Source organism: Pseudobacteriovorax antillogorgiicola, assembly GCF_900177345.1.
Taxonomy (GTDB): domain Bacteria; phylum Bdellovibrionota_B; class Oligoflexia; order Oligoflexales; family Oligoflexaceae; genus Pseudobacteriovorax; species Pseudobacteriovorax antillogorgiicola.
The window spans coordinates 206,819-219,598 of sequence record NZ_FWZT01000006.1 but is presented as its reverse complement, the minus strand read 5'-3'; the positions used below and the strand labels follow the sequence as shown (position 1 = coordinate 219,598).

The following is a 12,780-nucleotide window of genomic DNA, read 5'->3' as shown; positions in this document are numbered from 1 at the left end:
ACGCCAGCCGCAACGCTTTTGCAGCTTGATCCTAGTGACTTTGCTTTCGTTTCTTCCGTGATGCTGCTTTGATATTGATAAACTCGACCATCACGCTAAAGCCCATTGCAAAGTAGACATAGCCTTTAGGTATATGGAGACCGAAACCTTCGGCCAATAGTACTAAACCAATCATTAGCAAGAAACTAAGTGCCAGCACTTTGAGCGATGGGTGTGTTTCGACAAAATCCGAAATTGTTTTTGCAGCCAGCAGCATGACGCCGAGGGCGATAATGTTGGCCAAGACCATCACAGAAATATAGGGGCTGAGTCCTACCGCTGTAATGACTGAGTCAATGGAGAAGACAATATCGAGCAACATGATTTGGCCGATGACTGCTCCCATGGTGCTAACTTTTGTGGTGACGTGAGATTGGTCTCCTGCACCTTCAAGCTTGTGGTGGATCTCGCGGGTTGCCTTGTATAGTAGAAACAAGCCGCCTATCATTAGTATGATTGATTTCCAAGAAATATCGCGACCAAAAATTTGAAAAAGTGGGCTGTCCAACTGCACGATAATCGAGATAACTGACAGCAAAGCCAGCCTCGTCACAAGCGCTCCTGTAAGACCCAGTTTTCTGGCTTTTTCCTGCTGCTCAGCTGGAAGTTTTCCTGCTAGTATTGCGATAAATATGACATTGTCGATTCCAAGCACGATTTCAAGGGATGTTAATGTCAGTAAGCTGATCCAAACTTCGGGAGAGCTAAGTAATTCAATCATCGAGATTCCTATAGTGGTCGTGGCTGCAGTGCAAAGTGCACCACCAATGAAACGATCTGATGTTCGTATGTCAACCTCTTTATAGAGTCGATCTCTTAACTGTCTTATTGCATCGACTTCATATTTGCCGATTATACAGTGGAATGTGTAGATCTGCATCGTCATGGATGATGGGTTGCAAGTAGTTCTAATCTTTATAGAAAAACTACCGACAAGGAAATGTTCGAAATTTTGCTTAAGAGGTGTCTGGACATATGGCAAAATACGTCATATACCCCTGGGTTCTTTGGTCCTTAGTGCTTTCATGCGGTGGGGAGGTCAAGGTCCAATACGTGGGAGGAGAGACTGACTTTTCAGAGCAGGACAACCCACGGGTGCCCATCGATGCACAATTAATTCAGGTGCCCATCACTTTTCGGCAGCAGGAAAACCTTACCCTCCTTGCAGATGCAACTACTTTTTCGATCTCGCTAGATTCCTGTGCGACTGGTCTGACCGCAACAGTAGATGAGACATCGAACTACCTCGAAGTCTACGAGTTTGATCGTGACTGTCTAGCAAAGTTAACGCAGTTTACCCTGAACAGTAAGACCTATACTCCCAAAGCTGGATCTGTTTTCGATACCTGGCAAGCAGGTGACATTGCAACTTTTGAGGTGAATGCAGCAAGCCCAGCTGACGAACTGACAGTAGAAGTGATTGAAACCCTAGGCAGCCCCATATCAAGTACCGATGCAATTCACTATGAATTTTCGGAAATTACTGACGGTGGTGATCAAACTATTGGAGAGCCAACTGTTCGTGAGTCCGCTGAATTGAGCGTTGATGGCCAGGCAGCACCTGATTTTACTGTAAATCAGATTGAATTGGTCGGGATTACAGCAAATGGCAACGGTGAATTCAGGTTTCAGCTCGAATGCAACCAAGCAGTTACAGGGACAGGTAACGACATTACTTGCTTCGATGTACGATTGGATTCCATTTATCTTGCAATGGGCACGGACACATACGGAGGCTCTCCTTCGGTTTCAGACTTGGAAACCATGTTCACTGCCTTTGGCGGGGGAAGTCAAGTCGATATGTCCACAGAAGCATTTGTTGCCGGAGGCGGTTCACCTGTTTTAACAAACGGCGGTTTTATAACCGCTGATACAGGGGATGCTGATGTTATGGTATTGCCAGGCAGCGCCCCCATGCACAGTAACGCAAACATGATATTTGCATTGAAGTCCGGCCCGTCATACCTCTACTTCAATGTGGATGTTACCACTATAGTGCAGAGTGGAGACGGCCCCTAATATGCGCACAGTAATTTTAATCGTTCTAGGTGGTTTATATTCCTGTGGCAAAGAATCGAATGTTGGAGAGGTTAGCTATAACTTAGAAACGGTTGCTAGTTCTGAACCTGGTAATAGACTCTTTCTCACGTCAAGCAAAGGCAGTCCGCCATTCTTTAAAATCACTGGCAATGGCCTAACTGCTAGTGTGGACCTTGATTCTATCTATCCTCTAAGGGATGTTGTGGATTTGATGACTACTGGAGAAGGAGAATACGAATTAGAGCTAGTTCTCCTGAATCAGGATTATCATGCTTACTTAGAAGATAGTCTCTTCTGGGAGTTTAGTACCGAACCTCCTCCGGATCCGGTCGTCAGTTTTAATGAAAATGCTACCCACGATACAGACGTCATTTTGTTAATCCCCTCGACTAAAGGTGAAGATACCAATCAGATTTGGATTGCGGGGGATTTGAATCAATTTTCCGCCGGACAGTGGTATGACATTCCTCTAGATGGTCAAATACCTCTGGTAGTTAGTAGTGAAGATGGAATCAAAAAGTTTCAAGTACGCTATAAGAACATCTTTGGATTAGAAAGCGATCTAGTAGATCTCGAACTTGTTAAAAAATCTACTCCACCACTAGATTGCCAAGCAAATACCAAATCTAACATCGTCAACGAATCACAGGTTGAAATCGCGGTGAGTGCTATTGATCCTTATCCTCTCCAATTTCAGATTACAGGTGATGTAAGGACCATTTACGACTACCAGACATTTTCAGAAGGCGTGAGAGCGTATCGACAGCTAAAGAACTTAAATGGATATAACGATATTCAAGTAACGATAGCAGATATTGCGGGCAATCAATGTGAACCGATCAATCTTAAAATTTACAATGATCCGCAACACAGTGAATTTCAGGTTAGCTTTAAACAGCACACTTTCTATACATTCGACCCTAGAGTCATCGTGCAAGCTCGTGTCGATAGTCTAGAAGATGTGACTATGAAGATAGTTGGAGATGTTATGGACACAGATTCTACTTTCACGACTATGCCTTTCAGTCCTGAAACAGAAGTCGTATTGAGCCCCTCTCAAGGAACAAGAATTGTTGAAATAATATACTATCTAGAGGGACAAGAATTTGGTCGAGCTTCGGGACATATCTATTTACTTCCAGAGCCATCCCTGCAGGGAATAGATCCCAACTTTATCATCGTTCCTAACAAGATAATAGAGCTTTCGAGCATATCTGTCACAGGCTGTGCTGAAATGATTAGCCAGGTAAGCTTTGCTGAAACTCTAGTCTGTACCCGCGTAGATTCGCAAATTAAGGTAAGCTATCTACTCAGTAATGGGGAGATTCTTGAGCACAGCTTCGAATTTTAGAAATTGGCTCTAGAGCGTAAAGCCCAGAACTAAACTGACGCTTAAGATCTGTATTTGACTGTCTTCAATGTCTCTGTTGGTTTCAGAAGGAAGAACTGATTCTTGTGAACTAGATTTAACGATCGAGACTTTGTTGATCGCTTGGGCAACGCCATCTACCGATAGACCATAGAGCAAAAGCTGATCTTTGCTTAAACGGCGATCGCTTCCTTTGAATAGGTATTCAAATCTGGCCCCAATAGGGGGCATACCGCTATGAGTTTCGACCACAGAATAACCATATCCCTTACCATTGATGCGAACCTCACTGATTCCAAGAGTCGAAAAATCTGATATCGGGTAGCTAGAAATGGTGAACTGCAAAAAACTGGATAAACCATCGAAACGAGCGCCCATGGTTGCTCCCACTAAATTGATGGTGGCTGTCTTTGCCATAGGTGCTCCGATGCTTTTTAGTTTGATTTGTTGGCCAGAAACACCGGTTAATAGGCCTAAGAAATCAAAACTCCACAACAGTTGACCAGAAAGATTTAACCCTTGAAAAGTTGTCGACTTATGACTTGCCGTGCTAGCACCTGAGTGAATAAGAAGATTTAAGTTAGCATAAGCGATGTTACTGCTTAAGATTTGAATCCAAGCAAAACAGAGAAGAGCTACATAGATATTGGGTCGTAATATACTGTGCACACCAAGACCTAGCTGTTCGTTTCCAGAGGCAATACACCTTCCTTGTGTTTTATCGTCCTAAAAAAGTAATGACTCAATCGATAATACCTACTTCACCATTTTTTATGATCAGGCAGACTAGCTTGTTTTCCACAAGAGGACAGAAGATGTCGATAATTTCAAGGTCAAGTGAACGGTGTAGGGTACAAAATATTTCGAGTGACTTGGGCTATACCAGAGCTAGTAAAGAAAGCGGCCATATCGCTTATTGTATAATCTTTTTGTAAGATGGCTCGTTCTAAATGTTCAGCCTGGGTTGCTACAATTCTCTCACAATCTCCTAAGGCAGAAAAAATAGGATGTTTTGACCAGTCCATGAACAGTATTTGTGCTGATGGCTGGAAACCTCCAACGATGAACGGGAAATCTTGTATTTTTTTGTTTTTTAAATAGACTAGCATAAGCTTCGCAAGGGCAACGTTGTCCAAATTTTCTTGGATCTGCTTGATGATTGGCCCCCGAAACCAGTGTTTTTTCAAACCTGCGCCAATGTTCTGCCCGTGATTCTTCACAAAACCTTGCACTGCATCCATGGGCACAGCGAAAGTTTGCTGATGCATGGTTCGTCTAATACTGTCAGCGAGATCGCCATAGCACTGCTTTCTCGTGGTATCGAAGTGATTGAAGCGAAGTTCAAGTCCCCATAACGAGGGTTGATCGTAGATATCCCCACTACGAACCCCGACGTTATTTTTCTTAAGTGTTCCTCGTAATTTTGGTTCCTTACCTTGGTAGATATCGAGAAAATAGTGATAAGTCTTTTCAATCTTATCTTTACTTAGAAAATCAATCATAGGAGGCTTTGAAGGAAGCTTATGTGGAATAGTATCCAGGCCAATACCATAGGATCTAGCGTTATCAATAATCAAGCATAGTTCGGCCATTTGCACATAAAATGTCAGAGCGACAGCGGCTTCTTCCCCACTATAGCCCTGTTTTCGAAGTCTTGCAAAATACTTCATTGGTAAGACAGCCGGAATATGTAAATGTATGCCATCTGGAACTAGCTTACTTTCTCCCTCGATACTCGGTACCACTGATTTAAAAAAGATATCGATTTCTCTTCGAAACTCAAGGAAAGGAAGCTTACTTCGAAAATGAAACTCGATTCCAATAGCACCTTTAACACGAGAAGAAGACGAGTACTCAACTAGATCTTGCAAAAAACCTTCTAGATTCAAAGTATAGCTTCTGCCCTTACGGTACTTTACGCCTAAGAAGACAAAATCTTTGCGCGCCTTGATTTCAAAGTGGCGTCGAGCGACAAATCCTGGTAACCGTCGGTCCTTGTCAAAGTCTACTCGACTGGAAAGATCATCAAGAATTCTATTTTTTTCATCCAGATCCAAGTTAACCCAAGGAAGTTGAAGTATCGTGTCCTTGTCCCCATAACGGTCTAAAAGAAATCCTGGTATGTTTTCCTTAGGGTAAAGACCTGAAAGCAACCCATTGCTTGGGGCTATTAAATTGGTAAGTTTAGCTCGACGTAGTACCTCAATTTCAATTGCAGTTTCGGGCATAGAGGTAGCTAAGGCTTGGCATGATTGTGAGCCATGCAGAAGATGAGTGTCGTTAATCAGTTCTGAGTCCATCAGAGGTATCCCCCTACCATTCTATTTCTTTTTCTATCGGGGGTAATACTTTTCTATGCTGGGAAAATCGAGCCTAGTATAGGGTGAAAGTTTAGCTAAAAATATTAGGGAGAACGAAACCTATGATACTTCGTTGCGCTTAAAAAAATACTCGTCCTATACGAATTGTACTATCTCCTCGCATTTTTTAACCAAGCCTTGTCTCATAGGTTTTTCACACCTTGATAACTATCCAGGGCCCTCTAACAGGTTGAAGACCGACTATATACAATGAAATCTAAAAATAGCAGATATATAAAAAAGGAAGCAGTCTGGAGTTTGCAGAATCTATAAGATCGATCTAGTGCTTTAGAATTAATAACTTGTAGTGATGATGTTTATTATTTACCAATTCAAAGATTTGCCATCCCTTCAGCAATAACTATGAGTATTAACTATGAAACCAGTCTATCTCCTCACCATTTGGTGTTCTCTGCTCACGACTCTGTCCGTCGGTCAGGACGTTAACTTTGGAACGGAGGATCGAAAATCTTTGCTTAGACAAGTATCCCTAGAAAATCCTAATTCTGATGCGTCCCCCATCTTTGCGTACGAAGGGTTGTCAGTCAAGGATACCTGGCTTCAATCTCTTCTAACTAGCACACTTACCAAAGAAACGGGAGACTTCAGTCTAGTGAAGTTGGTTCGGACTTTGTACTTTGCACAGAGTCATTCTCAGCAAGTCATATCTGCTCAGATGGAAGATCGACTCCTCCAACAGCTTGCAGATCTCCACTACTGGCAAGAGTATGACGAGGGGCTGTACTGCTATTGGTCTGAAAACCATCTCATCATGTGGATGTCGTCTGCTTACCTCATGAGGCAGCTTAAAGGCTGGCAAATGGATCCTGCCTTGGATGATCGACTCCATCATTATCTAGACCTAAAGATCAAGTACGGTTTTTATGAGTTTTTTTCGACAACTTACCTTCCTTACACGCTTTCTGGCCTTTTGAACCTAGTTGACTTTGCAGAAGATGAGGCCATTCGTATGAAAGCGGAGAAAGCAGCTTCGATACTAATGAAAACATGGTTGATGGTGGTCAACGACCAAGGTTCTTTTTTCCCAGCCGCAGGTCGCAACTACTTAAGTAAGTATAAGGGGACGTCTTACCATCCTTTAACCTATGCTTTAACAGGTCTAGGACGGCAACCAACAGGTCCTTCGCACATTACTGGCTTTCTCGCGACAACTTCAATGAGCTTAGAAGAGGCGGCCTCTACTTGGCGGAATGAGCTAGATGTCTCTTATTCATTCGGCCACTCTATGAGTGACTCTTCTATTCACAAGGGACTCAATCGACAGGATAGAACTTTTTTCCAATGGAGTGCAGGAGGCTATTTCCACCCTAGTGTTGCCAATGACACCACCTACACTGTCGACTTTTATAATCTTGAAAAAAGTAAGCACTTTTCCGTATTCAAGAACATTCCAAATTTTCCTGATTCATGGGCCAACGGTTTTGCAAAAATAGGAGCAAGTTTCTCTAGAGGATCAGCTATATCAGAGGCGACTATTGATATATTTAAAAATCAAGGTGTTGTTTTAACTTCCATTGATAACTACTATGGGGGCTACGCTGGCTATCAACAACGTCCCTGGGCGGCTACTGTAGATGATATATCAGTGTGGACTCAAGCTGGAGAAATATCAAGTCAATGGAATAAATATTCAAGCCTTATGCAGAATACTCATTTACCATCTATCACGCAAAAGGGTCATGTGGCTCTCATCACGTACAATCCTAATAAGGAAATAAAGGTGGCCGATGGGATCAAGCAAATCGACACTGATGTGGCGCTTCACTGGCCAGCAGAAAGGTTTGATGAAACCACAAGCCATGGCCTGTGGGTAATTGGTCGAAAAGGAAGTAGCTATATCGCGGTTTTACGTGATGCGGATACAGTGAAAGACGGCATTTTGTATTCGGGAGCCGATCGCGGCAGGCAGATGTGGGCCGTTGTCGTTGGTAATGAAAAGATGCATCAGAGTTTCTCGCGTTTCCAAGAAGTGGTTAAAGCCGCTACTTACAAGGAGGAATATATCTGGAGTTTCTATGAATGGAACTTCGTTTATAAGACCAACATCGATATCGACGGTGTAACGATCAGCAAGAGATGGTAGATATCAGAGCTTATTAGAAAGCTGCCTATCCAGGGCAGCACTTTCCTCTCAAAAATTAAGCCCCAACACTGTATATTCATCGTCACATTTTTGTGAATTGGTGGTTTTTTGGCTTGGGAGTGCAATTTGCATCAACTCCGCGATATTGGGGGCTGAGCGAGGACACGACCTCTGCTTTTGTCCCCTACATACGATCGAAAGTCTTGTAAAGCAATAGAATGTGGGTGAAATATGAAGTATTTACTGTTGGTTGGTTTGATGAGCATCCTAGTTTCATGTAAAAAAGAGGAGGAATTTTCGGCAAACAACAGGAATTTGACACCCGAGTCTCAAGTCACACCGCCACAAGAAACTAACACTCCAGCATCAGAGTCCGAGCCCTTCGAGCAGTTTGAGCTTCAATTCGAAGACTGGGTTGACTTTGATTTTGATATATATTTCTGTGCAAAAGGAAACTATCGACTCAAAACCGATGATGCAGGTTATACTCGCATTGAGTCTTTGAAAGACCAAACTATAGAAATGAACTCTGGATCACTTAATGAGTTCGGCTGTGCCAATAAACTACTGATCAAACACATCAGAAATGGATCATTGATTCAAGAGCAAACTCTCGATCTAATAAGTGAGGATGGCTCTAAAGATCTAAGCTTTGAAGTTCAAGTTGGTGACCTTATCGACCCAGTCTTTCTAATCGGAGCTGGTGCGTTTTGCGACAAGGATCAAACAACAGGTCTACAGGTTACCATAAGCGACAGAGAGAGAAGTCGAATCTATTATAACCAGGATCAATGCCAAACTAAAGTTTGCAAATGCCCGTTTTTCTAAGCTGTAGGTTTGACCATTCCGTTACAGTCGCTATTAAGACTTAAGGGAGAAAGTTTCAATAGCGGATGCCATGAGAGCGTTGCATAGCCAAATCATATTTGATCCTTGGCGTAGATAGGTGAAATCTTCAAACTTACTGAATAATCGTTCAAAGGCCCTAAAAAGAAATTTCCCATGCTGAACGTAATCTCTCTGACTATTTCGGTTCAATTGAATATAATTGATGAAATTACTTCAAAATGAACTGAATTCGCGGAGCGAAACTATGAACTATTTCCTATGGAACTCAATCATCTTAACTTGCTGTCTCTTGACACTTACGAGTTGCAAGCAGTCTGAAGAGCTTCAAAAGCGCGACGTGGATCGCCTCGAAAACAATGAAGGGAATGCTTCATTGCCACCTCAGCCATGGTTGCCAGAAACCCCTGAAGCCTCTGAAAAAGAGACTACTGAAGACCTCGTAGCCCAAATGCCGCCAGCTGATCCTGGAGAGTCATCAGAAGAGATGTCACCTGGCCCTAAGACTCCTCCAGATGTTGAAATCGATGACCTTGACGAAGACCAACTGGTAGGTGGGGCCGCCGGGCATTGTCTGAGCAAGGGCAACCCTAGCTTACCTAGACCCCTAGCTCTGCGGCAGAAATTTAATATGATGGACCTTGGTTTTTTGGAGGGGCCTGTTTGGCATGAAAATGGTTTTTGGCTCTACTCCGACTTTAACGACTTTCAGAATAAAAGGATTGTATTGCTAAAGGGCGACCAGCGTTCGATTTTCTTGCCACGTTCTGGCTCAAACGGTTTAATTGTCGATCAGAAGGGTGATCTTGTTTTTGCTGGAGACAAACCTAACTCTCTCGACAAAAACGACGGCATTTTTAAAGTGCAAGTCACCGGCGAATTAGCTGGCCCTATTGAGACAGTCGTCGATATGGTTGAAAGTGAAGGTCGCATGGTTCCATTCTGGGGACCAAACGACCTAGTTGAAGATGCTAGTGGTAACATCTTCTTCACCGACCCCAGCTACAATCGTGATGATAACCTTGACGAACTCGGCAATCGGACCCGTGGACCCATGGTTCGTGATGAGCCAATCTATGGCCTTTACGTGATTCAAGATGGATCTAGTACCGCCGAGCTACTGATCGATGCAAACTCAGCGTTTGAAGCTGTCAACCCCAATGGCTTAGCCATTAGTCTCGATGGAAGGAAGCTCTTTTTAGCTCTGAATGACAAAAACAAAGTGATTCAATTTGATTTGGTTTACGAACCTAAGATTGGGGTCGAGAATCCAGTTGCCATAATTGATATCGAAGGCCCTGATGGTATCGATATTGATGCTCTAGGAAATCTTTGGGTAACGAGTCATAGTGGGCAAAAAATAGAAGTCTATAATCAAGATCTAGTTAAGATTGATAGTGACCTCATGGTCGGAAATACCACCAACATCGCTTTTGGTGGTTCCGATGGAAAAACAGTTCTGGTTACAGGCAATGGCTACTTGAGCAGGTACGACTGCTCTTAAATGGGCTGCTGTCTACTTCTGATGACAGGCCATACACGAGTATGATGTGTTAAACATCATCATTGGGTGGCCTGGGATCTCTCCCGCTTTGAATTCTTTACGAAACTCCTCGACATTTTTATCAGCTTGAGCGATACGATTTTCGAGTACCTGACGATAGGGCCAGGTGCTATAGTTTTTCGATAGCTTGGCATTTTTATAGATTTTCTTGGCGGTTTCAACTTTGCCCTTTTTAACGAGCAGGTCGCCCATGTTAAGGAAAAAACCTTCAAAGTTATGAGGAGCTTTTTTTGAGTTCCAACAAGCTCTCATTACACCTTTCTTTGTTTCCTGGTTCATGTACTGGCTGTAATCTGGATTATCGCGGTTTACAGATTCGCCGGTACAAACGTCTAGGTTTTTCCATTGCCAATCAATAGCTAGGTCAAGTAAGTCATCGTCAGCTTTGCGATTACTAAGAACATAGCCGCCGGTGAAGTAATTAAACTGAGGCCAATCGCTAATAGCATCCTTCATCATGAAGAATCCCTTGCGGAGATCTCTTTCCTGACCGTGAATCTCAGCTTCGGCGAGGGTACATGAGGCCCAGAATCCTAGGTATCGAGGGTCGTCCTTAAGCTGATAGGCTTCTTTGAAGTATTTTTGACAAAGACTAGCATGGTCGATGATCGTCGCGGGAATCACTTTCATTCGCCGCCTCTCCGATAAGGCCCATGTATGAAGAAAACCAATTCGAGCTGCCGCTTTGTAGTGCCCTGGATTTTCACTATAGATGCGTTTAAAAAGCTCAAGTAAGCCGGGGATGTTCTGATACTGTCCGCTGTGGAATGATTTCCAAAATAAGCCTTCCGCCTGTCGGTACTCTTTAGTATGGGACCATTTTTTTTCCTTGTCAGGGGCCGTCCACTGAGCCAGGGTTGAGCAGGCTGTCAGAGTTAATGCAATCAGTCCTAGTATTGTGTTTCTAGTATTCATTAAACAAGCCCCTTTCTCATCGCTTTCATATCAGGCAGGTTAGCCTCGCTAGTGTCAACTCCAAGTGCTTGAAGAATGCCAGCAAAGATTTCTTTTTCCGTCATTTGTCGATTTGGGTTAGCCTTGCCGGTTGCGGGATCAAAACCGTAGGTTAAGAGGGTATTGGGGTCAACTCCGCCTAGGACCTGACCTCCGTTAACCATAGGGGAAATGACAGTAATGCCATTATTCTGGTGGTGACCAGAAGAGAACTCCTCAGCATCCTTCGGCCTTGATTTGTCTCGACCAAATTCAGTGGCAATAAGAATCAAGCTGCGATCCCATAGGCTTTCACCTTCATTGCCAAACTCAGTGCGCTTGAGAAGGGTGATCAGGCGATCGATGATGTCCAGACTTCGGTTCCATAGCAAAGCCTGAGTGCCGCGATGGGCGTTATGTGAGTAGTCGAAACCAGTGGGAGTATTCGTTAGCAAAGGATTATCGAGATCGTTGCCGTTGATTGTGACGTTCATCCCAAGGCCCATAGTTACAGCAGAGGATATTCCTTGGCTCACCAGCATGTAGGCGAGAGCTGCCTGAGTTTGCAACGGATCGGCGCCCAGGTCTGGAAAAAGTTCTCGAATGGCATCGCCATTGACATTTGGATTTAAGCCGAAATCAGAAAATGGTAGGTCACTAGTCTCTTCGAAAAGATTGAGCTGATCGATAAGATTGAGAGCTTCGATCTTCTTTTGCTTGTCTTGGCGAAGACGGAGCCACTCTTGTATCTTATCTGATCCTTTGAAAGTTTTGTAAAAGTCACTTTGCTGATCTAGATCACGGCGGAAGCGCCTTGCGATATCCACCAACTTGCCTTCTGGAACACCAGGAACCCCCTTGTGACCATGAAGCCCCAGCGTAAAAAAGTTAGGGTTCGAAACTAGCTCAGCCACAGCATCTTTTGGTAAGCTGCGATCGCTGCCAGGCTCAGCAAAGCCTAAAGAACTCATATTGACATTAGGAAGGGCCATGCCTTGGCCATACTGCAATGCGACGATCTCTTGTAGTGTTCGACCGTTCCAGGCGTCGTTGCCCGTTAGGATTCGTTTCTGGCCAAGAGGATGACTCACGGTTGAGTGTTCCATGGTGCTTACCATGATGTCTCGAAAGTGCTTTTGTACGAAAAGCGACTGATTGGATCGTACAGGAAAGGGTAGGGGGCCGATATCGTTCATCGATAGGTCGACAGCCCGCAGGTGCGTGCCTTCAATTGACTTTACCCACTGATCAGGGAAGGTATTGAGCTCGTTAGCGAAGTCTGATTCCGACTGGCGAACGGCCAAAAAGCTATCGTTAATAGAAGCACCACCCATGGCACCGAAGACGAATAAAAATCTTGGCTTCTGACCGGCAGCTCCTGCTCCCAGGCCGAGACTTGTGCCAGTGGCTCCTCGAAGGTCTATCTTTTGGTTCTTCATGCAACCTTGCAGAGCCAAGCTTGGGCTCAAACCAAGGAGACTAAGCCTAGTCAGAAGCTGTCTTCGATTCATTGGTTTTGTCATCT

Annotated in this window: 10 protein-coding genes; 5 read left to right on the top strand and 5 right to left on the bottom strand. The window is 43.9% G+C overall.

Annotation, left to right across the window (positions count from 1 at the left end; translation table 11 throughout):
• Window positions 1-31 precede the first annotated feature (31 nt).
• Window positions 32-757 (bottom strand): TerC family protein, encoded by a 726-nt coding sequence (locus B9N89_RS10190; RefSeq protein ID WP_412535408.1) that lies wholly within the window; start codon window positions 755-757, stop codon window positions 32-34.
• 257 nt (window positions 758-1,014) lie between these two features.
• Between B9N89_RS10190 and B9N89_RS10185 the strand changes: the two genes are divergently transcribed.
• Both B9N89_RS10185 and B9N89_RS10180 read left to right on the top strand, forming a co-directional pair.
• Complete coding sequence (locus B9N89_RS10185; RefSeq protein ID WP_132317805.1) at window positions 1,015-2,058, top strand: hypothetical protein; 1,044 nt, start codon at window positions 1,015-1,017, stop codon at window positions 2,056-2,058.
• A 1-nt stretch (window position 2,059) separates the two neighbouring features.
• Window positions 2,060-3,430, top strand: coding sequence for a hypothetical protein (locus B9N89_RS10180; RefSeq protein WP_132317807.1), 1,371 nt, complete (start codon window positions 2,060-2,062; stop codon window positions 3,428-3,430).
• A 9-nt stretch (window positions 3,431-3,439) separates the two neighbouring features.
• On the opposite strand, the gene B9N89_RS10175 is transcribed toward B9N89_RS10180, so the two are convergent.
• Together B9N89_RS10175 and B9N89_RS10170 are read right to left on the bottom strand one after the other, a co-directional pair.
• Window positions 3,440-4,117: a hypothetical protein gene (locus B9N89_RS10175; RefSeq protein ID WP_132317809.1), complete on the bottom strand. Its 678-nt coding sequence runs from the start codon at window positions 4,115-4,117 to the stop codon at window positions 3,440-3,442.
• A gap of 164 nt (window positions 4,118-4,281) precedes the next feature.
• On the bottom strand, window positions 4,282-5,748 hold the full coding sequence (locus B9N89_RS10170; RefSeq protein ID WP_132317811.1) for a hypothetical protein: 1,467 nt from the start codon (window positions 5,746-5,748) through the stop codon (window positions 4,282-4,284).
• A 436-nt stretch (window positions 5,749-6,184) separates the two neighbouring features.
• Here B9N89_RS10170 and B9N89_RS10165 point away from each other — a divergent pair, with 436 nt between their 5' ends.
• The 3 genes from B9N89_RS10165 to B9N89_RS10155 all read left to right on the top strand — a co-directional run bounded on the left by B9N89_RS10165 (window position 6,185) and on the right by B9N89_RS10155 (window position 10,262).
• A complete protein-coding gene (locus tag B9N89_RS10165; protein ID WP_132317813.1) occupies window positions 6,185-7,912 on the top strand; it encodes a hypothetical protein in 1,728 nt (575 codons plus the stop codon).
• A 231-nt stretch (window positions 7,913-8,143) separates the two neighbouring features.
• The gene (locus B9N89_RS10160; RefSeq protein ID WP_132317815.1) at window positions 8,144-8,740 is read left to right on the top strand and encodes a hypothetical protein; all 597 of its coding nucleotides are present in this window, start codon (window positions 8,144-8,146) and stop codon (window positions 8,738-8,740) included.
• Between the two features lie 265 nt (window positions 8,741-9,005).
• Window positions 9,006-10,262, top strand: a complete 1,257-nt coding sequence (locus B9N89_RS10155; protein ID WP_159455284.1) for an SMP-30/gluconolactonase/LRE family protein — start codon at window positions 9,006-9,008, stop codon at window positions 10,260-10,262.
• 12 nt (window positions 10,263-10,274) lie between these two features.
• Here B9N89_RS10155 and B9N89_RS10150 read toward each other — a convergent pair whose 3' ends face one another.
• Both B9N89_RS10150 and B9N89_RS10145 read right to left on the bottom strand, forming a co-directional pair.
• On the bottom strand, window positions 10,275-11,237 hold the full coding sequence (locus B9N89_RS10150; RefSeq protein ID WP_132317819.1) for a hypothetical protein: 963 nt from the start codon (window positions 11,235-11,237) through the stop codon (window positions 10,275-10,277).
• Window positions 11,237-12,778, bottom strand: coding sequence for a hypothetical protein (locus tag B9N89_RS10145; protein ID WP_132317821.1), 1,542 nt, complete (start codon window positions 12,776-12,778; stop codon window positions 11,237-11,239). Before B9N89_RS10145 ends, B9N89_RS10150 begins: the two co-directional genes overlap by 1 nt.
• Window positions 12,779-12,780 lie beyond the last annotated feature (2 nt).